At 43.3% G+C, this 23,714-nt stretch carries 19 protein-coding genes; 12 read left to right on the plus strand and 7 right to left on the minus strand.

Annotated features, from left to right (window positions below; all coding sequences use genetic code 11):
* Positions 1 to 7: 7 nt before the first annotated feature.
* Together MusilaSJ_RS11355 and MusilaSJ_RS11360 are read right to left on the minus strand one after the other, a co-directional pair.
* Positions 8 to 3,286 carry a SusC/RagA family TonB-linked outer membrane protein gene (locus MusilaSJ_RS11355; RefSeq protein ID WP_274990049.1) on the minus strand — a complete coding sequence of 1,093 codons (3,279 nt, stop codon included), beginning with the start codon at positions 3,284 to 3,286 and terminating at the stop codon, positions 8 to 10.
* Between the two features lie 177 nt (positions 3,287 to 3,463).
* Positions 3,464 to 4,048 (minus strand): phosphonate degradation HD-domain oxygenase, encoded by a 585-nt coding sequence (locus MusilaSJ_RS11360; RefSeq protein WP_274990050.1) that lies wholly within the window; start codon positions 4,046 to 4,048, stop codon positions 3,464 to 3,466.
* Positions 4,049 to 4,343: 295 nt separating this feature from the next.
* Between MusilaSJ_RS11360 and MusilaSJ_RS11365 the strand changes: the two genes are divergently transcribed.
* From MusilaSJ_RS11365 to MusilaSJ_RS11395, 7 genes are all read left to right on the plus strand, one after another.
* Positions 4,344 to 4,922, plus strand: coding sequence for a helix-turn-helix domain-containing protein (locus MusilaSJ_RS11365; protein WP_274990051.1), 579 nt, complete (start codon positions 4,344 to 4,346; stop codon positions 4,920 to 4,922).
* Between the two features lie 203 nt (positions 4,923 to 5,125).
* Positions 5,126 to 5,812 (plus strand): HAD hydrolase-like protein, encoded by a 687-nt coding sequence (locus MusilaSJ_RS11370; RefSeq protein ID WP_274990052.1) that lies wholly within the window; start codon positions 5,126 to 5,128, stop codon positions 5,810 to 5,812.
* 4 nt (positions 5,813 to 5,816) lie between these two features.
* Entirely contained in the window at positions 5,817 to 7,154 is a 1,338-nt protein-coding gene (locus tag MusilaSJ_RS11375) for a DUF5690 family protein (RefSeq protein WP_274990053.1), read from the plus strand.
* 53 nt (positions 7,155 to 7,207) lie between these two features.
* Positions 7,208 to 8,344, plus strand: coding sequence for a TIGR03364 family FAD-dependent oxidoreductase (locus tag MusilaSJ_RS11380; RefSeq protein ID WP_274990054.1), 1,137 nt, complete (start codon positions 7,208 to 7,210; stop codon positions 8,342 to 8,344).
* Positions 8,345 to 8,496: 152 nt separating this feature from the next.
* Positions 8,497 to 11,052 (plus strand): phosphocholine-specific phospholipase C, encoded by a 2,556-nt coding sequence (locus MusilaSJ_RS11385; RefSeq protein WP_274990055.1) that lies wholly within the window; start codon positions 8,497 to 8,499, stop codon positions 11,050 to 11,052.
* 163 nt (positions 11,053 to 11,215) lie between these two features.
* On the plus strand, positions 11,216 to 12,169 hold the full coding sequence (locus tag MusilaSJ_RS11390) for a bifunctional helix-turn-helix transcriptional regulator/GNAT family N-acetyltransferase (RefSeq protein ID WP_274990056.1): 954 nt from the start codon (positions 11,216 to 11,218) through the stop codon (positions 12,167 to 12,169).
* A gap of 150 nt (positions 12,170 to 12,319) precedes the next feature.
* Positions 12,320 to 13,375: a hypothetical protein gene (locus tag MusilaSJ_RS11395; protein WP_274990057.1), complete on the plus strand. Its 1,056-nt coding sequence runs from the start codon at positions 12,320 to 12,322 to the stop codon at positions 13,373 to 13,375.
* A 164-nt stretch (positions 13,376 to 13,539) separates the two neighbouring features.
* Here MusilaSJ_RS11395 and msrA read toward each other — a convergent pair whose 3' ends face one another.
* Together msrA and msrB are read right to left on the minus strand one after the other, a co-directional pair.
* Complete coding sequence (gene msrA, locus MusilaSJ_RS11400) at positions 13,540 to 14,202, minus strand: peptide-methionine (S)-S-oxide reductase MsrA (RefSeq protein ID WP_274990058.1); 663 nt, start codon at positions 14,200 to 14,202, stop codon at positions 13,540 to 13,542.
* 29 nt (positions 14,203 to 14,231) lie between these two features.
* Positions 14,232 to 14,726 carry a peptide-methionine (R)-S-oxide reductase MsrB gene (gene msrB / locus MusilaSJ_RS11405; protein ID WP_274990059.1) on the minus strand — a complete coding sequence of 165 codons (495 nt, stop codon included), beginning with the start codon at positions 14,724 to 14,726 and terminating at the stop codon, positions 14,232 to 14,234.
* Positions 14,727 to 14,986: 260 nt separating this feature from the next.
* On the opposite strand from msrB, the gene MusilaSJ_RS11410 reads away from it, so the two are divergent.
* The 5 genes from MusilaSJ_RS11410 to MusilaSJ_RS11430 all read left to right on the plus strand — a co-directional run bounded on the left by MusilaSJ_RS11410 (position 14,987) and on the right by MusilaSJ_RS11430 (position 19,218).
* Positions 14,987 to 15,583 (plus strand): sigma-70 family RNA polymerase sigma factor, encoded by a 597-nt coding sequence (locus MusilaSJ_RS11410; protein WP_274990060.1) that lies wholly within the window; start codon positions 14,987 to 14,989, stop codon positions 15,581 to 15,583.
* 10 nt (positions 15,584 to 15,593) lie between these two features.
* Positions 15,594 to 15,866 carry a hypothetical protein gene (locus MusilaSJ_RS11415; protein ID WP_274990061.1) on the plus strand — a complete coding sequence of 91 codons (273 nt, stop codon included), beginning with the start codon at positions 15,594 to 15,596 and terminating at the stop codon, positions 15,864 to 15,866.
* A gap of 247 nt (positions 15,867 to 16,113) precedes the next feature.
* A complete protein-coding gene (locus MusilaSJ_RS11420) occupies positions 16,114 to 16,830 on the plus strand; it encodes a DUF4397 domain-containing protein (protein WP_274990062.1) in 717 nt (238 codons plus the stop codon).
* A 135-nt stretch (positions 16,831 to 16,965) separates the two neighbouring features.
* Positions 16,966 to 17,790 carry a cytidylyltransferase domain-containing protein gene (locus MusilaSJ_RS11425; protein ID WP_274990063.1) on the plus strand — a complete coding sequence of 275 codons (825 nt, stop codon included), beginning with the start codon at positions 16,966 to 16,968 and terminating at the stop codon, positions 17,788 to 17,790.
* Positions 17,791 to 18,135: 345 nt separating this feature from the next.
* Entirely contained in the window at positions 18,136 to 19,218 is a 1,083-nt protein-coding gene (locus MusilaSJ_RS11430; RefSeq protein ID WP_274990064.1) for an Ldh family oxidoreductase, read from the plus strand.
* 182 nt (positions 19,219 to 19,400) lie between these two features.
* On the opposite strand, the gene lepB (MusilaSJ_RS11435) is transcribed toward MusilaSJ_RS11430, so the two are convergent.
* The 3 genes from lepB (MusilaSJ_RS11435) to lepB (MusilaSJ_RS11445) form a co-directional block, all read right to left on the minus strand.
* Complete coding sequence (lepB, locus tag MusilaSJ_RS11435; protein ID WP_274990065.1) at positions 19,401 to 20,879, minus strand: signal peptidase I; 1,479 nt, start codon at positions 20,877 to 20,879, stop codon at positions 19,401 to 19,403.
* Between the two features lie 22 nt (positions 20,880 to 20,901).
* Entirely contained in the window at positions 20,902 to 22,041 is a 1,140-nt protein-coding gene (lepB, locus tag MusilaSJ_RS11440) for a signal peptidase I (RefSeq protein WP_274990066.1), read from the minus strand.
* A 210-nt stretch (positions 22,042 to 22,251) separates the two neighbouring features.
* Positions 22,252 to 23,706, minus strand: coding sequence for a signal peptidase I (gene lepB, locus MusilaSJ_RS11445; RefSeq protein ID WP_274990067.1), 1,455 nt, complete (start codon positions 23,704 to 23,706; stop codon positions 22,252 to 22,254).
* Between the last annotated feature and the right edge of the window lie 8 nt (positions 23,707 to 23,714).

Here is a 23,714-nt window from a genome sequence, read left to right on the forward strand (position 1 = left end):
CTGTTAATTAGAATGATAAATTCAGGTTAAATCCGTAGCTACGAATTGTTGGTGATTGCAATACGGTTTGTGCCTGGGCACCGTTGTATTGATCAAGATCCACGTCTTTAAAGCGTTTGTCGCCGTAGAAGTACAATAAGTTACGGCCATAAAGTGATGCAGATATTTTTTGTATAAAGCTTTTCTGCAACCAGGCTTTAGGGAAATCAAAGCCAAAGCTCACCTCACGCAGTTTGCTGAAGGTTTTGCTCATCAGGTTTGATTCGTCAACGTTATAATACTTACTAACATAATCCTGTACAAATGCAGTTTGCTTGTTAGGAGCATATTGCAGAGCGCTATAGTTCAACACCGCACCTGTTTTTGAATCGTAGTTGATAGCGGTACCATTAGATACTACCACGCCCTGACCTACATAAGTACCGTTGTAACCGGTTACGCCAAAGTTTTTCCAATCCTGGTAACGAGCGTCGCCAAGGGCGCCGGTAGCTGTTTCAATGTTTGCACCACCACGCATGGTTTTGTTGTGCATGTAATCGATAATTACACCACCAACCGAACCGTCAAACTGGAAACCCATGGTAAAGTTTTTGTAACGCAATTTGTTAGATACAGCCCAGGTATATTTAGCATTCTCGTTACCCAGGTATTGAGCAACCGGTTTAACTAAAGGCTTACCGGCAGCATCGTTGATGATCTGGCCTTCAGGAGTTCTTACAAAGGCTGATCCGTATAATTTATCGGTACGGTCGCCAACTTTAAAGAAGGTATTGTAAGTATCCTGACCGGCAGGTAACTCTTTGTAAACCTCTTTATTGGTAGCAACGTTTACTAACACATTCCAGGTAAATCCACCCAGGTTTTTGATAGGAGTACCTTCGATAGTTCCTTCATAACCTGACCTTTTGGTTTTCAGAGCGTTCAGATACAGGATGCTGTAACCTGAAGCTGTAGAAATTGGGTTAGCTAAAATTCGCGGACCATCGATGTATTGGAAAGCTGTTGCGCTTAACCCTAAACGGTTTTGCAGGAATTTGATATCAAAACCTTCTTCGTAGTTAACACGGGTTGATGTTTTGATGTTATTGATGTATAAGTAGTTGGTTGCATAACCAGCAGTTGTATTATTGTATGGTTTGCTGGTTGAATATGATGTATTTAAAGAATAATCCGGTCCGTTATATGGAGATGTATAGGTTGAGCCATACCCCAGCGGATTGTTAAATAACGAAGCACCGGTGCTGCCGCCAAACGCAGTGATTGAGCTGAATGGAGCCGGGCCTATAGTTGAGCTTGAAGCATCTGCTTTTACGTTAGCGTATGAACCACGAGCTTTCAAAAATGAAATAAACTCAGGCATTTTAACATAATCAGAAATTACAGTAGCCAAAGAAGCACTCGGGTAAGTGTAAGTTGTAGCGTTTTGGAAAGCGCTTGACCTGTCACGACGGTAAGTACCTGATAAGGTAGCGTATTTACCAAATGACATATCCAGTGAAGCATAAATACTGAATACTCTTTCAGACGCGTTGAAGCTGGTTGCCTGAATAGGGTTTTTTGAGTTGCTGAAGGCATAAACCTCAGGTACGTTCAAATAATCTGTTGATGTCCAGTTTGAATTATATGACATCTCACGTAAGTTAGAACCCACTAAACCAGACAGATTTAAGAATTTCTTGATGGTATAGTTATAATTCAGGATCAACTCCGTATTGTTATCAAATAAGTTCCTGCGATCCTCGCGATAGTCGCCCTGATTGCCTTCACGACCGTAAGGGTGGGCGCTGAAAGGAAGTTTTTCGGTACGTAACAGGTCATAGGTATCAATTTGTGAACGTAACCTCAAATTCAAGTTATCGTTGAATTTATAAGTAGCGCCTAAATAACCGTAAACGTCATTTTTGTAATGACCACGAGTCCACTCTTTTGTTAACAGGTATGGGTTATGGTAACGTTGATATTCGGCAAATACCGATTGCACACCAACTTTACCTGGCTGCCAGATTCCTTTGATATCAGGTGCGTCGATATTCCAGTCGGCGCCTGTCCAAACAGCTATATTATAGATGATACTGTTAGGACCGTACTGAACGTCGGGGAAATTATCAGTTGACTGCCTGTTAAAATCAATATTACCCTCAAAGGTTAATTTAGGAATAGGGGTAAATGATGCGTAAAGGTTAGCGTTAGCTATATTTAAATATTGCGAAGGGATATAACTTGTTTGATGTTGCTGCGACACCGAAAAACGGGTTACATAGTTATCACCAACGGCGCCGATTGAAACATTGTTGTTAGTTTGGCTACCAACTTGTAAAAAGCGCTTAAGGTTGTCTTTACCACGGGCAACCCACGGGGTTCCCTGGCGAACGCCGTTAACAACAGGGCTGTCATACTGGGGAATAAGCTGTCCGTTAAAATAAGGCCCCCAAACGTCGTAGTCACCGTCTACACCGCCTGGTGCACCACCTTTACCATCTACAAACTGGTAAAAAGTATTTTCGCCCGGACCAAATGAACTTTGTATACGAGGAAATGCCAGGAAACCTGTGTTTAATACCGTGCTGCTGTTTATATCAATGGTTAAGCCTTTCTTGTTTTTAGCACCATTTTTGGTGGTGATCAAAATAGCACCAAACTGTGCGCGGCTGCCATACAGGGCTGCGGCGGCCGGGCCTTTCAATACTGTATAGGTTTCAATATCGTCGGGACTGATGTTATAAGTATCTGTATTAATAGGGAAACCATCAACAACATATAGTGATACCTGGTTACCCCTAATCAATACGTTAGGGTTGCCCAATAACTCGGCCGATGGGCCTACCGATACACCTGCAACTTTACCTATTAAACCTGTAACAGGGTTAGGATCACGAGCCGTGGTCAACGCGTCGCCTTGCACTGTTTGAATTGCATAGCCCACTCGCCTGGTTTCTTTTTTGATACCAAGAGCAGTTACAACAACCTCATTAAGGGATTTATTATCGCCGGTAAGGCTTACGTTTATAATTGGTTTATCAGCTACTACAACGGATTGCGAGGTATAACCAATAAAAGAAAAAACGAGGGTTTGACCTGCGCTGGCGTTTATTATATAACGGCCATCAATATCGGTAACAGTGCCTTTATTTTGTTCTTTAATTCTTACACTTACGCCAGGGAGCGGCAAGTGTTTGTCATCGGTAACAGTACCGCTTATTTTGGTTTGTCCGAATAAAATAGATGGAGCTACGCAAAATAACAAAACCGTTACTACGATTTTTAATCTCTGGTAAATCTTGTTCATCTGCTAAAGTTTAAGGGTGAAATAGTTAAATTTTTCATGCAGCAATACTAAACTTTGTTTATTATTAGTAAACCAATTTAGTATTAAGCTATACTTAACTTGATGTTCACCCTGTGTTAAGCAGGTGATTTTTGTAACAGGCAGATTATAAATTAATCACAAAAACTTAATATAGTATTATTCATTTACCACTTGCAGATGCACCAGCGCAATAGCTTTTAAATGATTAAGGTTATTTACGGGTACATGCATTTCCTTGGCCATGTCGTCCCAGTAGCGCAGCCTGATGATAAGTTCGGCATCCTGGTTTAATTCAAATTCTGCAGCTTCGGCCGCAGTCATCACGCCTCCCTGAAATTCGAGGGTTGCTTTACTGGCATCCGACAGGCGATTATAGTATTCGGGGTATTTATAGGTAAGGTATCTTTTGGCAATTACATGGCCCTGCACCAGGTTGGCAACCCTTTCAGAAAACCCACGCTCCAACAGGTAATCGGCACCCAGGCGCTCATGGTCAACATTGCCCATGCCATCCATACTTTCTACTTCTTCAGCATCGGCACAAAGATGGCCTATATCATGGAAAAAAGCTGCAAGTACAACCTCATCGTCATAGCCTTCAGCCTCAGCAAGTGAAGCTGCCTGCGACATATGCTCCAGTTGAGAAACAGGCTCCCCGATATAATCGGCATCGCCAAATTTTTCGTATAAAGAAAATACTTCTTCAACTACAGCTTTCGGATTATATTGAGATGGTGCCATGCTATTAAAATTTTTAGGTGCAAATAAACAGCATACAGGTTAGGTAATTATTAAATATTCATGAAATATATTAATCAGAACCCATATTTAACATTAATTTTTAATACAACAGGCTCATCTTATATTAAGATAGACAATTTCAAAACTCACCTATTGTTTATGAAACTTAATTAATACAACAATATTATATAAACATCCGTTAACATTTACACTATACTGTTCAAAGCGTAACAAAAAAATCATTTTGGATAAATAGCCTGATTAATTACTTTGCGCACCAAATAACCCGCTATAAATGGAAGAAGACATACTGATACAGATCAGTAACCGGATAAAAGAACGCCGCCGGGAAAAAAACATAACCGTACAGGAACTTGCCATAAGGGCCAATGTAAGTAAAGGCCTGATATCCCAAATTGAAAATAGCCGCACTATCCCATCCCTTATCGTCCTGATAGATATTATTAAAGCACTGGAGATAGATTTGAACGAGTTTTTTAAAGATATGCGTTCAAAAAGCGACCATCTCCCGGTTTTAGTAAAGCGTAAACACGAGTACGATCATTTTGAAAAAGAACATGCTGAGGGCTTTCATTATCAGCGCATTTTTACCCAATCAATAAGTCAAAGTACTGTTGATATTGTAATACTGGAGCTTGAGCCCGATGCAACTCGTCCGCTTGTTGAAACCGAAGCATTTGAATATAAATATATCCTATCCGGGCAGGTGGCTTACCAGTTTAATGACGATACCATAACCCTTAACCAGGGCGATAGCATGCTCTTTGACGGGCGCATCCCCCACACCCCAAAAAACATGAGCGATACCACGGCCAGTATGCTGGTAATCTATTTTTTTGAAGAGAAGAAATAGAGGGGCAGTCCGGAAGTCCGAAGTCCGGAAAGTCCGAAAGTTGAAGAAGGGGATAGAGCAAAAAGCTTACAACCCTTCCGCTTCTATGCTTTTTACTTCCGACATCTGACTTTCGGACTCCCCACTTCACACAACTTTAACACTAATTTAGTTTAATTTTAATAAAAAAAGTTTAGTATTGCTAAACTATTATATTTGTTATTATGAGCATAAAATTAGTGGTATTTGATATAGCCGGCACTACGGTTAAAGATGATCATGAAGTTAGCAAGGCTTTCAGGGCTGCCATGCAGAAGTCTGGTTACGAGGTTGAACTGGAGAAAATAGACCCTTTGATGGGCTATGAGAAAACCCTCGCTATCCGCAAAATGCTTGCTGAACACGAGGCTGATCAATCAGTTATTACCGACGGATTGGTAACCACTATCCATAAAGAATTTGTGCAGCAAATGATTAACTTTTATCAGTTTGAGCCGGGTATTGAACCCTTGCCAAACGTAGAGGAAACATTTGCAAAACTGCATGAACAGGGTGTTAAAGTGGGCATCAATACCGGCTTCTCGCGCGATATAGCCGATACCATTGTTAACCGCCTTCAATGGCATGAAAAAGGCCTGATTGATTACGTTGTTGGTTCAGATGAGGTGGAACTTGGTCGCCCACATCCTTTCATGATCCGGAAAATGATGGAAGAAGCCGGCATTACTGATCCGCTGGAAGTTGCTAAAGTAGGTGATACCGAGGTCGATGTGCGCGAAGGGCAAAACACCGGCTGCAGGTACTCCATAGGTGTAACCACTGGCATTTTCACCCGTGCCGAGCTGGAAACCTATAATCCTACCTATATTATTGATGATATTGCACAAGTAGTTGAGATCATAAACCAATAGTATAATGAGGCTGATTGAAAGTTTACGTGCAAAAGTAGCCCAATTGCCTTATGCACTGATTTCAGTTTTGGCAGCAGTGTCAGCTTTTGGAACGTATACATCCATGTATGCTTTCCGTAAGGCATTTGCAGCGGCAACTTTCACAGGTCATGAGTATTTTCATGTTGATTATAAGGTTTGGCTGGTTATAGCACAGGTTATTGGTTATATGAGCAGCAAGTTTTACGGCATAAAATTTATAGCCGAAGTTAACAGCAAAACCCGCGCCCGCTATATTTTAACCCTTATAGGGATTGCCTGGGCGGCGCTGCTGGCCTTTGCTTTTGTACCCGCTCCGTGGAACATCGTCTTCCTCTTTATAAACGGCTTCCCGTTGGGCCTGATCTGGGGATTGGTTTTTGGTTATCTGGAAGGCCGCCGCTCAACGGAGTTCATGGCCTCGGTATTATCTATCAGCCTCATTTTTGCATCGGGCTTTGTAAAAACAACCGGACGTACCTTAATAACCGGTTTCCATGTAAACGAATACTATATGCCTTTTTTAACAGGGGCGGTATTTGCACTGCCACTGTTATTTTTTGTAGGTTGTATGGAGCTTATCCCCGCACCTACCGCCGAAGACATAAGTTTACGCTCCGAACGTACCCCAATGAACGGCGCCGAGCGTAAGCAATTTGTTATCCGCTTTTTACCGGGTATTATCCTTACCCTTATCGTTTATGTATTGCTCACAATCATGCGCGATGTGCGTGATAATTTTGAGGTTGAGATCTGGGCCAGCCTGGGCATAAAGGATAACAGCATTTTTACTACTACTGATATTAAAATTTCGCTGGTAGTTTTAGTCGCCATGAGTTTACTGATCCTTGTACGAAAAAACCTCCGTGCTTTTAGTATCATCCATTTAATGATCATTGCCGGTTGCGTGCTGGTAGGTATATCAACCATCATGTTTTCCTTTAAAATGATAGGCCCAACCTTATGGATGACCTGCGTTGGCCTGGGGCTTTACATGGGCTATGTACCTTATAATGCCATATTTTTTGAACGGATGATAGCCTCATTCCACTATAAAAGCAATGTAGGCTTTATCATGTACATTGCCGATTCGATGGGATACCTGGGCAGCGTAAGCGTCTTATTGGTAAAAGAACTTGGTCGCCCCTCAATAAGCTGGGGAGCCTTTTTTCAGGAAGGCGTGATGATAGTAGCCCTGGTTGGCGGTATTTGCGGCACATTATCGCTCATTTATTTTTTGCAAAGCGCTGCCCGTGATAAAAAAAAGATAATTGCAGATGAAACTGATGAGCAACAAACTCTAACTTTCAATCCAGCCAATTAAATCAATTGAGGTTTGAACAATTCAAACCAATGAACCAATGAACTATTGAACCAATGAACAATAACAAAAGTGCAATAATCATAGGCGCAGGCATTGTAGGTTTAGCTACTGCCCGCGCTTTGGCCATTCGCGGCTATAAGGTAGCGGTGTTTGAGCGCAATGAACGCGCGGTGGGTGCTTCCATCCGGAACTTTGGTATGGTATGGCCGATAGGCCAGGCTACCGGGCCCATGTTTGAGCGCGCCATGCTGTCAAAAAGTATCTGGAAAACAGTTTGTGCTGAAGCAAACATCTGGCATAATGAAGTTGGCTCCTTACACCTTGCGTATCATGATGATGAATTGCAGGTGATTGAAGAATATGTCGATGTAAACAAGCAATACCGTGATTGCGCTGTGCTAACTCCGGGCGAAGCTGTTTCAAAATCGCCGGCAATTAATCCCGATGGCTTGAAAGGCGCCCTGTGGAGCGGCGAGGAAATGATTGTTGAATCGCGGGTAGCCATGGGGCAGGTGGCAACTTATCTTGCCGAAAAATTTGGTGTCGAATTTCACTGGAACACTGCTATCAGCCGGGTCCAACATCCCAAAGTTAGCTCAGGCACCCAAAGCTGGGAAGCCGACGAGATCTATGTTTGCAGCGGTGCCGATTTTGAAACTTTATATCCGGAACTATTCTCGCAAACGCAGATCACCAAATGTAAGCTCCAAATGATGCGTCTGGTTACCCAACCCAATGAATGGCGCATAGGTCCGTCGCTATGTGGTGGCTTGTCTATGATCCATTACCCGGGTTTCCAGGCTGCAGCTTCGTTGCCTGCTTTGCGTAAACGCTATGAAGAGCAATATACTACCCACTTGAAATGGGGCATCCATGTTATGGTATCACAAAACGGCAGCGGCGAGCTTACTATCGGCGATTCGCACGAATATGGTTTGGTTCATGATCCCTTCGATAAAGAATTTATTAATAATTTGATAATTGAATACTTACATACGTTCGCCAATTTTAAGGACTGGAAAATGCTGCAGTCATGGCACGGCATCTACCCCAAAATGACCAATGGCGCGTACGAGCTTATCGTCGACATTGAGCCGGGGGTAACCCTCATCAACGGTCTTGGCGGCAATGGCATGACACTATCATTTGGCCTATGCGAGCACGAGATTGCCAGGCGGAAGGATAATTAGCATTTTTAGCCCATAGTCCATGGTCGATAGTCCATGGATGGAAAAAACTGTATATCTTGGTTTTCAATAAAATAACCATGGTCTATCGACCGTGAACTAAGAATAAATAACCATGGTCTATCGTCTATGGACCATCGACTAACAACAAAAACATGTCTGATTCAAGGAGAGATTTTTTAAAAAAAGCAGCCTTATTAACCGGAGCGGCCGGCCTCGCCAGCATTTTACCCGAATCTATTCAAAAAGCAATGGCCATTAACCCCGCACCGGGCAGCACTTACCTGGACGCCGAGCACATTGTGATCCTGATGCAGGAAAACCGTTCGTTTGATCATACCTACGGGATGCTGAAAGGGGTACGTGGTTATAATGACCCTCGCGCTATTGATCTGCCGAACAAAAACAAGGTTTGGCTGCAATCAAACAAAAAAGGCGAAACTTATGCCCCTTTCCACCTTGACATCAAGAACACCAAAGCAACCTGGATGAGCTCGCTTCCGCATTCATGGAGCAACCAGGTTAATGCCCGTAACGATGGCAAGTTTGACCAATGGCTTAACGTTAAACGTAACGGTATTAAGGAATATTCCAACATGCCTTTAACTATGGGTTTCCACAATCGCGAGGATATCCCATTTTACTATGCCCTGGCCGATGCCTTTACCGTTTGCGACCAGAACTTTTGCTCATCACTAACCGGCACCAACCCCAACAGGTTATATTTCTGGAGCGGTACTATCCGTGCCGAGCAGCATGAAAATTCACTTGCACACGTTTGGAATGACGATATGGATTATGGCAGCCTCAACTGGGCTACCTTCCCTGAGCGTTTGGAGGATCATAATATATCATGGAAACATTACCAAAACGAAATTGCCATTGATACCGGTTTAGAGGGTGAAGAAGATCCATGGTTATCAAATTTCCAGGATAACCCGCTGGAATTTTTTGGCCAGTACAACATTAAACTTTATGATAAACACATCGCCCATCTGCAAAAAAAATCAACTGTTTTACCTGATGAGATAGCAGCCCTTGAAAAACAAATTGCAGCTCTACCTGCCGGCGATGCCCATATTGATCACCTGCAAAAACAGCTTAAACAAAAACAGCGCGACCTGGAGAATACCAAAAAGGACATGGCAAACCTCGATCCTAATAAGTTTGCCAGCCTGTCGCAGCGCGAAAAGAACCTACACCAGAAAGGTTTTGTAACCAACACCAATGATCCGCACTATCGTACTTTGAGCCCGCTGAAATATAATGATGACGGTACCGAGCGTGAGGTATTGGTGCCCAAAGGTGATGTGCTGCACCAGTTCCGTGCTGATGTAAAAAGCGGCCAGTTACCAACTGTAAGCTGGCTGTCGGCCCCTGAACATTTTTCTGATCACCCAAGTTCGGCCTGGTATGGCGCGTGGTACGTATCTGAGGTACTGGACATCCTTACCCAAAACCCTGAAGTTTGGAAAAAGACAGTTTTCATTTTAGCTTATGACGAAAATGATGGTTACTTTGACCACGTCCCTCCTTTCACCGCACCTAATCCGCATAAACCGGGCACCGGTAAAGTGTCGGAAGGTATCGACCCAAGCGTTGAATTCGTTACATTAGAACAGGAAAAAGTACGCAACAACTTCCCGGAAGTGTTTGATCGTGAAAGCCCGATAGGCTTGGGTTTCCGTGTACCATTAGTAATAGCTTCACCATGGAGCCGCGGCGGTTGGGTAAACTCCGAAGTGTTTGATCATACCTCGACATTGCAATTTTTAGAGAACTTTTTAAGTCACAAAACCGGTAAAAAGGTAACCGAGCCTAATATCAGCGAATGGCGCCGTACGATTTGTGGTGATCTTTCAAGTGTTTTCCGCCCTTATAATGGCGAAAAGATCGAAAGCCCGGAATTTGTTGCAAGGGAAGCATTTTTAGAAAGCATCCACAAAGCTCAATTCAAAAAACTCCCTTCGGACTATAAGCTGCTTACTGCAGATGAAATTGCGCAGATCAATAAAGATCCACATTCATCACCGTACATGCCCCAGCAAGAGAAAGGGATTAAGCCATCATCCGCATTGCCTTACCAGCTTTATGCAGATGGCAAACTGAGTGCCGATAAAAAATCATTCGAAATCAAATTTACTGCGAGTAACAAAGCCTTTGGCGCAAAAGCATTAGGCTCACCTTTTAACGTATATGCCCCTGGCAAATACGCCACGATGAATGATCCGCAAAAAATGGAAGACCTGCGCACCTGGACCTATACCGTTAAAGCCGGTGATACACTGGCGGATGTTTGGCCTTTACATGAGTTTGAAAACAGCGAATACCATTTACGCACCTATGGCCCTAACGGCTTTTTCCGCGAGTATAAAGGCAACGCCGCCGATCCGTTAGTTGATATTGTTTGTGAATATGAACAGGTTGCAGGGAAATTAACAGGCAACGTTACATTGAAATTGATCAACCATACCAATAAAGCCCAAACTATAGCTGTAACAGATCATGGTTATAAAGCCGGTGATCATAAAGTTACTGTAAAAGCCGCCGCCAGCATATCTATTATATTAAACTTATCCAAAACCCATGGCTGGTATGATTTCAGCACAAAGGTTGAGGGATTTGATAGTTTTGCAAAACGTTTCGCAGGCCGTGTGGAAACAGGGAAACCGGGCTACAGCGATCCTTTAATGGGTAAAGCATTAGCATAATATTTAAAACTTTTATAATTCAAAGCCGGGTGTCTGACTCCGGCTTTTGCTTTTTATAGGTTTTTATGAATTGCAGATGACACTAATCTATAGTTTACCATTGTGATTTTTAAAATGCGATCATATATTTGCGTAATCAGTTACATAATTAGTTACTAATTATATGGAATTTTTCAATAAAGTAGGCAAAATGGCGATAGGCAGCAGGTTAAGGATGCTTACCGAAACCATGGTTGAAGACGCTGCGCGGATCTACAAATTATATGATATCGATTTCCAGCCTAAATGGTTCCCGGTTTTTTATGTATTGCAGGATGGTGGTGAATTTACAATTACCTCAATCGCCAGGGAGATTGGTCACTCCCACCCCTCTGTAAGCAAGATCATCGCGGAAATGGTAAAGAGCGGTTTTGTTACCGAGAAAAAAGATAAAACCGATGGCCGGCGTAATATGGTGAGCCTGTCGGCGAAAGGGATTGAGGTTGGAAAAAAAATCCAGGACCAGTATGCAGATGTGACTAATGCCGTTGAAGAACTTTTAGCCCAGGCGAATCATGACCTATGGAAGGCTATTGAAGAATGGGAATACCTGCTGGAACAAAAATCATTGTTGCGCCGGGTACAAGCACATCAAAAAATAAGGGAGAGCAATAAAGTACACATCGTGCCTTATGAACCTCAATATACGCAGGCTTTTAAAGCATTGAATGAAGAATGGATCTCCAAATACTTTGTAATGGAAGAGGCCGATTATAAGGCCCTTGATAATGCCGATAGTTACATCATTAACAATGATGGCCACATACTGGTTGCACTTTACAATAACGAACCTGTTGGTGTATGTGCCTTATTGAAAATGAACGATCCCGATTATGACTACGAACTGGCTAAAATGGCTGTTTCGCCAAAGGCACAGGGAAAAAATATCGGCTTTTTGCTCGGACAGGCTATAATTGAAAAAGCGAAAGCGCTTGGCGCCGATAAACTATACCTGGAAAGTAATACTATCTTAAAGCCGGCTATCAGCCTGTATCATAAACTGGGTTTTGTAAAAATAGCGGGCAGGCCTTCACCATATGAACGCGCCAATATCCAAATGGAACTTGAGTTGAAATAAACAGCCGAGCAAACACCTTTAATTAAAGACGTTCCGTTTTGCCTCCATTAATAAATATTTTAACTATTGTATAACAATTGTGAATAAAATCAACAAACAGTTTATAGTATTTTTTGTTTCTTGCAATTGAAACTTAAACACTATATCTATATGAAACATAAAAAACTCCTGCTCCCTACACTAATATTCCTATTATCTTTGAAAAACTTCAAAAAACATCTTATCATTTGTCTGGGTATCTGCCTATTTTGCAGCACTGCTGTACAAGCTCAGTTTGGCGGTTTTGGGAAAGCCATATTGGATAAAGGAGCCGATATGGTATCGGGCGGCAGCCTTAATAAATTGCTGAAACAGCCGCAGGCCATTACCACCAGTTTTAATGACGTTAACAAGGCAGGCTCCAAACCACCATCGTTTATGGAAGGGCAGGTGGCCGAGCCTTTATACCTTTTGCCAAAAGCACCCGGGGGCGGCTTTAAGCTTTGCGCCGGTTTTTATGAAATGACCAGCAAAAGCTATTGTCTGCATGCGGGTACCCGTGGCCCCAGTACAGGCGATGGTTATATGCTTGCCCCGGTGCTTGGGCCAAAGCGCGATGTGGTGATACTGATATTAAAACATGCTGAAACTCATCCCGAGGTTGACCAGCATAGCATCCAGATATTATTATGGTCGATTATTGCACGCACCAGGTTTGTTGATATGGGGTCCGATATTAAGCTTACCGCGACCAGGCTACTATCAGCTAATGAACTGTTAATGCTGGAAGGCGGTGCGCTTGGTGTATTGCCCGCCAGTGTAATGGATAAAGCTAAAAGCCAATTGCCGCCTGCGGTTCAAAGTGTTTTTGAGGCTGAAAACAATATCCGCCGATTAGCAGCCTCTGGTAATTCATCTTACGAAGAGATGGAAAAGTATGCCATGTTAGCCGGTTTGGCTCCGGCGCCTGATCCGGCGGTACCGTCAGGCATATGGTCATTACACCCTGATGGATATTACATCCGGTTTTATCCGCATAGCTATTCAAAAACCACTGTACAGATCTACGTGCCAAAAGAACTTCTCAGCACAAAACCCGGTTTGGTTTACGACGGGCCTAATGGCATTGCCTGTCCGGCCAATGTGGGTTCGCAGCGCCTGGCTCAAACCAATGAACCGCTAAATCCTGATTATAATCAAAAATTAAAAACGATCTGTAATCAATAGATAGAGGAAGGGTTAAAAGGAAAAGGCGAAAGGTTTTGTTACTTTTCGCCTTTTTTTGCTGGTGACCAATGCTTTATTCTTAAACAACCGGCGGATGAAAAAACTGAAGACTTACGAAGTTCTAAAAACTTCGTAAGTTTGGATTCCGAGGCCTCACATCACCCTTAACTCGGATCTTTATGCTGAAACTCGGGCTTCAGCAAGTTGTTCATAGCTTTACGCAGTTTCAATACTTTAGGTACCGAAACATGGGCGATATAGGGGCTATTCATATGCTGTCTGTAATATCCCTGGTGATAATTTTCGGCAGGATATAATACTTTAAACGGAACTACCTGTGTAACAATAGGGCTACTGTAGTGATGTGTAGTATTAACTTTAGCTATTACACTTTCTAAAGTTTTCTTTTCTTCCGGTGTCCGGTAAAAGGCTACTGAGCGGTAGTCGTCGCCCACATCCGGGCCCTGCCTGTCAACAGTAGTTGGGTCATGGGCATAAAAGAAAGCCTCGGCCAAAGCAGCATAGCTTATTTCAGCAGGGTTGTAGTATACCTGTACTGATTCGGCATGGCCGGTATTTTTGCCGCATACATCCTCGTATGTTGGATTTTTAGTTGTGCCGCCCGAGTATCCTGCTACTACCTTATTAACGCCCTTCAGCTCGTACAAACCTTCCGAAAGGCTCCAGAAACAACCACCCGCAAAAGTAGCAACCTTTTCGTCCGCCTTTGGGGCAGGCAGGCTTGCAAAACCGTTTCCGCCGGTTTGCGCATCGGCGCAGCCAACCAATATCAGCAGGCCAAGCAGGCATACATTCAATTTTTTCATTAACATGATCTTTTTAATTTAATGGTTTATTATTTAGCCGGAACAAACTTGAAAGCATATGAATCCATACAATAACGTTTACCGGTAGGTGCCGGACCATCATTAAAAACGTGGCCAAGATGTAAACCTGTGCTGGCTTCAACAACCTCTTCACGTACCATTCCGTACGATGTATCTTTAACAATTTTAATCGCTTTTGGATCGATAGGTTTAAAAAAACTTGGCCAGCCTGTGCCCGATTCAAATTTTGAATCTGAACTAAATAATGGCTTACCGGTAGCTGCACTTACATATATCCCTTTTTCGTGGTTATTCCAATAAGGGTTATGATAGGGTTGTTCCGTGCCTTTATTTACCAGGATCTCATAAGCTTCGGGCGTTAATACCTGTTTCCAGTAGCTGGCCGGCTTAGCTTGCGGATATGTTTTTGTATCAACGGTTTTATCGGCATGCGGAGTACTTTGACTGCAGGCACTCAAGGCCAATAATATCAATGGTATAATAAACAGATTTATCTTTTTCATACCCCTTTAGTCGTAGATATACGAAGAACCTTACAGTCGATAGCCGATTATTCTGTCATTTATTTGTCTGCATTTAGTTTGAACCGGAATATTAGATATTAACAAATCTTACAAACATCTCCTTTCATTAAGCCCTGGTTCAGAAAAATATAAAAAAGTTTGTAAGGATTCCCTCCCCTGCCCGACTAATGCACAAATCAAAACAGTAATACAATATGGGCTATAAACTTTTACACAAACCATTACCACCACATTGATTTATGCAAAGCCAAAACAGCACCAATCTTAACCTTGATAACAGCACCGAGCCCCGCGCCTGGGTAACGCGCCATGCCGACTATCTTTACAAGTATACCCTTACCCGCATTAACGACGAAGAATTAGCCCGCGATCTTGTACAGGAAACCTTTTTGGCCGCTCTTGAGCGGTTACAAAAATTTGAGGGCAAAAGCACCGAACGTACATGGCTTACCGCCATACTCAAAAACAAGATTATTGATATTTACCGCAAAAAAGCATCCGCTTTTGTTAAAGAACCTGCGGTAACATTCGCTGAATATGAAACAGACGATTTTTTTGAACCCGATGCCCACAACTGGAAACCCGATCACAGGCCTGCAGAGTTTGGTATTGAACAACCCGACCTACTCGAAAGCAAAGAATTTGAGCTGATACTACAGAAATGCCTGAAAAAGCTTCCATCGCTCTGGCTCTCAGTTTTCACAATGAAACATCTCGATGATGAGTCTACCGACACCATTTGCAGCGACCTTCGGATTACACCCTCTAATTTTTGGGTAATCATCCACCGCGCCAAACTGAGCCTGAGAGAATGCCTTCAAAAAAACTGGATTTAAAATATCGGATATGGACGAATTAACTAAAATAGCCTATAACTGCAAAAAAGCTACTTACCTGATTGAAAAACAGGAAATAGGAAAGATCTCCCTCCGCGAAAAACTGGAATTAAAGATCCACCTGGCGGGCTGCCAGGTTTGCAGGGTATTTCAGCAACAAAGTACCGCTATTAACCGCATGATCAAAAATATGTTCCATGAGCCTATTGCCGAAAACATCAAGCTTGATGACAAATTCAAGGATGAACTACAGCACCTGATTGATGAACAACTGGAAAAGTAAGCGCTATAGATAAAACTATACTTAACAACCTCTTTTATAACAAACAGTCAATAGTTAAATAATTATCGACTACGCTTTAAGCCTTACGCATTGTGCTTTTAGCTTTTATGTAAAACATTATACTAAAACAAAAACACAAACGTATTTATGCTAATCACACCGGGGTTAAAATTTTTAATCCAAAGTAGCGTAATGCCTGCTGGTTACGTAAAGTTAAAATATCAGTTTACTACCAATATTTTATTTTATGAAAACAGTTCAGCAAAAATTAACAAGGCGGGCAGGCATGATCGGGATGGTGTGTTTGCTGGCAGCAACACTCAGCTCGTGTTTAAAAGATCACAACAACTATGTTCAGCCGCCGGTGGCACTTGTTTCAGTCATCAATGCCTCGCCCGATTCTGATCCGGTTGATTTTTATCTTGAGCCCAACAGGGCGAACAATTTTCCAATTCGTTACGGTCATGGTATAGATTACATTAATGCTTATCCCGGTAAAAGAACAGCGACCTTTTATGTTTCGGGCACAAAGCAAAAAGTTGCAGACGATACCATCACCCTCGTAGCTAAAAAACTTTACTCGGTATACCTTGCCAACACAGCAGGCAAACGCGATGTAATTTTCGTTGCCGATTCTATCGTTCAGCCGGCCGCCGGGATGGCCAGTATCCGTTTGGCAAACCTCAGCGCCGATGCAGGTACGGTTGACCTGGTTACTTCAAAGGATTCGGTTCTGGCATCAAATAAAGCTTACAAGCAGGTATCTGATTTTGTGACTATTAAAGGAAATGTTACCTACACGCTTAACATTCGCCAAAAAGGCACCACTACGGTATTAGCCAGCCTTACCAATGTTAACCTTCGGGCTGGTTCTGTATATACCGTGTGGCTGCAAGGTATTAAAGCAGCTACCGACGATAAAAAACTAAGTGCAGATATTCAAACCAACGTTTACTATTATTAAATAACCTATACCTGTGTTGTAAGGCCCGGCCATTGTGCCGGGTTTTATTTTTTGCAGATCAACCTACAGGTTAACAATTTGATAATGTAAACTTCTCCATATTTAAACCTTACCATTATACATTTAACCCGGTTAATGTTTTTGATAAACCTCAAATTTTCGGAAAAGATGGATGAGCATGTAGTGATCATTGTGCCGGCCCGCATGGCATCAAGTCGTTTATATGGCAAAGTAATGCTGCCTATATTGGGTAAAAGTTTGTTAGCGCGTATGGTTGAACGGTTGGATATGATCCAGCACCAGGCCAGCATTGTCATTGCCACCTCGGAAGGTGCTGGAGATGATGTTATTGCACAAGAGGCCGAAAACCTTAACATTCCCTGCTATCGCGGCAGCCTTGGCAATTTGTTAGACAGGCATTACCAGGCCGCCAAATTTTTCCATGCCGACGTAGTGGTAAAAATCCCCGCTGATTGCCCACTCATCGATCCGCGGATCGTTGATAAAGTACTTGAATATTTTTTCAGCAACAGGCAAAAGTTTGATTATGTAAGCAACCTGTACCCGGCCACCTATCCCGACGGTAATGATGTAGAAGTAATGACCATGGCCTGCCTCAAACAAGCCTGGGAAAATGCCGGTCGCCCCCATGATCTGGAGCATACCTCGCCCTACATCTATGAAAATCCGCTTATTTTTAACATCGGCAACGTAACCTGGGAAACCGGCCTGGATTATTCCATGTCGCACCGTTTTGCACTCGACCACCCCGAAGATTTTTATTTTATCGAGCGTGTATTTAAAGAGCTGTACCCGGTTTGTAACCGTTTTTCATGCCAGGATATCCTTAACCTGCTGAAACTAAAACCCGAGGTCTACGAAATAAACGCCGGATATAACAGTACCAACTGGTACAACAAACACCTGAGCGAAGTAAAGCCCGAGTTTGCGATGGCTTGAAGGTAGAGATTAGAGGTTGGTGATTGGAGATTAGCGGAAGTTCATCTTATATCTCTCTTTTGGCGCAAGTGTTGTGTGGCTGCCTGTGGGATATGGCTCACTGGTGCCTAACTCAAAAGGTTTTTTTACTAATTATGGCGTTACCTTCGGCCCGGGCTATCCGCTCATACTACACAGGGCCTTAGCCACTTGGCCGGTATCCGCTTCTATCCCTAACGCAAATTTAACATCAGAATATTACCGCCAGTAAATTAATATCAGGCAATCCTCAAATCAGTTATATCAAGGTTCCTCATCAGCGAAATCAGCGTAATCATTTTAAAAATCAACGGTTATCTTTGCCGTATGTTGATATCGCCATCCACTCTACGCACATTTACCGAAAATATATTCAAAGCTATTGGCTGCAGCCATGAACATGCGGTATTAGCCGCCGACGTGCTGCTCAAATCCGATCTCCGTGGTATCGACTCGCATGGCGTGGCCCGCCTGAGCGGTTATGTACGCCTGTGGGAGAAGAAACGCATTAATCCTACGCCCAACATCCGGATAGTGCATGAAACGCCCACAACAGCCACTGTAGATGGCGATGCAGGGTTTGGTTTAGTAATAGCCCCCTTTGCCATGGAGGTAGCCATTAAAAAAGCTGAGCTATACGGCTCGGGTTGGATATCAGTACGTAACTCCAACCATTTTGGTATTGCCGGTTATCATGCGTTGATGGCTGTGGAGAAAAATATGATCGGTTTTGCCATGACCAATGCCAGCCCGCTGGTAGCGCCCACGTTTTCCAGTGAACGGCTTTTGGGTACTAACCCTATGTGTTATGCTTTTCCGGCAGGAAAATATCCCCCGGTAATTGTTGATATGGCCACCTCAGCCGCTGCTAACGGTAAACTGGAAATAGCCCAGCGCTTAGGCAAGCAGGTTCCCGAAGGCTGGATCCAGGATAAAGAAGGCAATTACACTACCGATCCGCATGCGCTAAAAACCGGCGGCTCTCTCCTACCCCTCGGCAGCGACCGCGACCATGGCAGTCATAAAGGTTTTGGTTTGAGCGCGACCGTTGATATTTTATCCGCAGTATTATCAGGTGCCAATTACGGTCCATGGGTACCGCCGTTCGTGGCCTTTCTTGATCCGCCGAATGATCCCGTTGGTGCAGGCATAGGGCATTTTTTAGGTGCTATGCGCATTGATGGCTTTCGGCCGGTAGATGAGTTTAAAGATCATTTAGATAACTGGGTAGAACGGTTTAAATCCTCGGCCACGGTTGATCCTGATCAAAAAGTTATTATCCCCGGCGAGCCCGAACTGAAAGCAGAAACTGACAGGATGGCCAACGGTATACCATTAGTTGATGCCGTTGTTGAAGATTTGAATAAATTGGCGGAAAGGTTCAATATTAGCCCGCTACCGCGGGTTTAGCGCAGCGTAACCCGTGGCAACCACAAAGTAAGCTTTCAGCTTACGGAGCTTCAGCTGAAAGCTGAAACCATGCTAAACCACGGGCTGAAAGCCCGCGGCAGTGATTTTATTAAAGTGAGAAGCCTGTTTTGCTAAGCAAAACAGGCTTCTCACTTTAATTCCCCCCTTCAGGGGGTTAGGGGCTAATGGATCAGATTAAACAACCTGCTCCAGCGGATCTTGTGGATGAACGATGCATTGTCGTCAACACTCATCCAAATAAACAGCGCTTTACCCACAATATGATCTTCAGGAACAAAGCCCCAGAAACGTGAATCTTCTGAGTTATGACGGTTATCGCCCATCATAAAATAGTAGTTGAGTTTAAAGGTATAGCTATCAGCTTTTTTGCCATTGATCAGGATGTCTTTACCGCTCACTTCAACCTTGTTGCCTTCATATACGGCTATCGCACGACCGTAGATGGGGAAAGTTAAACTATCCAGCTTTACTGTCCAGCCCTTTTTAGGTACAATGACAGGCCCGAAGTTGTCTACATTCCATTTATAGTCGGGAGTGTTAGCTCCTATTTTGTAGTTGGAGAAAATGGCAGGGTAAACCGGGTTCATCGGATCAGACGCTCCCGGCGGAGTTAGCCGCGGAGTAACTGACTTGATGTTTGAATATCCCCTCAGTGCTTTTGCCGATTCCTCGGTGGTATTGGTAATAAACTCAGTATTATTTACCGATGAAATATCCGACAAATGCAAATCCGTTGCTATCTGCGGGTTAAGCTCGTTCCCATCTGTTTTAACATCATAGGTGATCTCGCCTTTTGGTGGTGTAACAGCAGCTTTCCCATTTATAAATACCTGGGCCTTAACTACACTCAGCGTATCGCCCGGGGTACCCTGGCAGCGTTTGATATAGTTTTCGCGTTTATCAACCGGCCTGAAATAAGGCGAATCGGCATCCATAGGGTAATTGAACACTACCACATCGCCTTTTTTAATATCACTTAAACCAGGCAGGCGGTAGTATGGTAATTCGATACCATCCCAATAGGCTTTGGTGTTGATAAGCGGCATGGTATGATGTGCGAAAGGGAATGCAACTGGGGTCATAGGTAAACGCGCTCCATAGTTCACTTTGCTTACAAACAGGTAATCGCCAATAAGCAATGAACTCTCCATGGAAGCACTGGGGATCACATAAGCCTCAATAAACAGCGTGCGGATCAGTGTGGCAGCAATTACCGCAAAAATGATGGCATCAGCCCACTCACGTGCCTGGGTTTTCTTTAGGGCAATCTTATACTTAGTCCTGAACTCGGGGCTCGCCGACTGGCCTAAATATTTGGTATCCTTATCACCGCCCCATTTAGGGAAATATATAAACGGAAGGATCACACCCTGCACATGTTCAACAAAAGTGAACTTTCCGTACGATTTTAAAAAATCAACAATCAAGCCCAGCGCTATCAAAAAGTTTAAGCCTGGTATTAGCAGCATAATAAACCACCACGCCGGCCTACCAGTTAACTTAATGATGATGAAAAAGTTGTAGAGTGGCACAATGCCTTCCCAGCCTGGCCGCCCTGCCTTTTCAAACAGTTTCCATAAACCTGCAAATGGCAGTACTATAAAAAGAACAAATACTATTATTAATCCTATTCCGTTCACTTTGGTGTTTTTATATTTTCAATTAATGTATGCCCCTGAACAACCTGTTCCACCTTATTTTATCAAAGAAGCTGGCTGTACTGTCAATACTCATCCAGGTAAATAAAGCTTTGCCTACTACGTGATCTTCGGGAACAAAACCCCAAAAGCGCGAGTCTTCCGAATTATGACGGTTATCGCCCATCATAAAATAATAGTTGAGCTTAAAGGTATAAGTATCGGCTTTTTTTCCGTTAATCATGATATCCTTGCCAACAACATTTACCTTATTGTTTTCATAAATTTCAATAGCGCGGCCGTAAACCGGGAAAGTCAGGCTATCCAATTTAACTGTCCAGCCTTTTTTAGGGATAATGATTGGGCCGTAGTTGTCAACATTCCATTTAAAGTCAGGAAAATTAGGTGTGATCTTATAACGCGGGTACTTGGCAGGGTAAACCGGGTTCAGCGGGTCACTGGTACCCTTAAGCGTTAAAGCCGGCACAATTGATTTTACATTTGAATAAGTTTTCAAAGTAGCTGCCGATTCTTTTCCCATCATCATTTCATAACGGTTGCCGGTATTGCCCCTGATGTCTATCTTAAGTTCGTTCAAAATAGCCGGGTTAAATTCCTGCCCGTTGGTTTCAACAAAATAACCTTCCTTTCCCCTTTCCGGATTTGGAGCGGCCTTGCCGTTAATATAAACCTGCCCATTAACTACGCTTAAGGTATCCCCGGGAGTACCCTGGCAGCGTTTGATAATGTTTTCGCGCTTATCCACCGGCCTGAAATAAGGAGAATCGGCCTCAATCGGCGCGTTAAAAACCACGATATCCTGCTTTTTTATGTCGCTCAAACCCGGCAAACGGTAATACGGCAATTTTACGCCATCCCAATAGGCTTTGGTACCAAAAGGGGTAGTGTGGTGCATAAACGGGAATGAAACAGGCGTTATAGGCATCCTTGCGCCATAATTAACCTTGCTTACAAACAGGTAGTCGCCAATTAAAAGTGAGTTTTCCATCGAGCCGCTGGGGATAACGTAGGCCTCGATAAACAGCGTACGGATAAGGGTGGCGGCTATTACTGCAAATATGATAGCATCGCCCCATTCACGAAGCGCACTTTTTTTCTTTTTTACTTTAGTTGAATCTTTCTTTTTCCAGAATTTCCAGTTCATATTTTTGATGTGCAAATTTCAGATGTGCAAATGTGCAGATTGTTTTAAATGTGCAGATTACGGATGTGCAAATGTGCAGATTTTTTAATGTTTATATTTATGTATAAGATATATGTTACACGTTATATGTTACGCTCCTCAATAATAATTAAAAGATGTCAATCAAACCATTCATCTGCACATCCGGAATTTGCACATTTGCACATCTCTCTAATCAATCCTCTTAAATACCCTGTCCCATCTTATTTTACAAAATGAAGGCGAATTGGCATCCCAGCTCATCCATACCAATACGGCTTTACCTACAATATGGTCTTCGGGGACAAAGCCCCAAAAACGCGAATCTTCAGAGTTATGGCGGTTATCGCCCATCATCCAATAATAATCCATTTTAAAGGTATAACTATCGGCCTTGCTCCCATTAATAAAAACCGCGTTCCCTTTAACCTCCACCTTATTATTTTCATACACCTCAATGGCCCGGCGGTAAAAAGGCATGGTGATACTGTCCAGTTTAACTGTCCAGCCTCTTCGCGGAATAATAATTGGCCCCAGGTTATCCTCGTTCCACCTAAAGCGTGGATCATGCGGAAAAACCTCATGATCATACACCCCTCTTAACTTAACATCGGGCTTCACCGCCTTGATATAGGGATATGTTTTTAGTTTTTCGGCCGACTCCGCCGTTGTGTTTACTGTAAAATCAACCCGGGTAAATTGCTGAATATCTTCCAGGTGAAGATCATACCGCATATGAGGGCCAAACCCTCCTCCCAAGCCATTTGTACGCACCCGGTATTCCATTTCTGCGTTGGGCGGGTTAGCTATCAAACGGTTATTTACGTATACCTGGCCGTACTCCAGCTTTATGGTATCGCCGGGCGTGCCCTGGCACCGTTTGATATAATTTTCCTGCTTATCTACAGGGCGGTAAAACGGCGAATCGGCATCCATTGGATAGTTAAACACTACCGCATCACCCTTTTTTACTTCGCTGAAACCCGGCAATCGATAGTAGGGCAGCTTAATTCCATCCCAATAGGATTTGGTACCGGTGAGCGGCATAGTGTGATGTGCAAACGGAAATGCTATGGGGGTAATGGGCAGGCGGGCACCGTAATTGATCTTGCTCACAAATAAAAAATCGCCTACCATTAGCGAGCTTTCCATAGATGACGAAGGGATGGTAAAAGCCTCGAGGAAAAGCCCGCGGATAACCGTTGCCGCAATTACAGCGAAAAGAATGGCTTCCGTCCATTCCCTTAGTGGGGATTTATCAAGGTCACGGTATTTTTCCCTGAAATCGTCACTTGCCGACGGGCCAACATAACGGGTGTTTTTATCAAAGCCCCACTTGGGGATAAAAATAAACGGCAACAGCACCGACATGGTTATTTGCCCTATGCCCACCTTGCCAAACGATTTAATAAAATCAATAAGGATACCGATACTTATAATAAAGTTTATGCCCGGTATTAAAAGCAACAAAAGGAGCCACAACGGTCGCTGGCTCAACTTAAGCATAATGTAAAGATGGTAAACCGGGATCAGTGCTTCCCACCCCCGGCGACCAGCTTTTTCAAAAAGTTTCCAGTATCCGGCCAGTATTAAAATCAATAGCGGGCCTGTAATGATATAAAACCCTATATAGCCCGCTATTGCCATTTATATTA

The sequence above is a fragment of the Mucilaginibacter sp. SJ genome (assembly GCF_028993635.1).
Lineage (GTDB): Bacteria > Bacteroidota > Bacteroidia > Sphingobacteriales > Sphingobacteriaceae > Mucilaginibacter.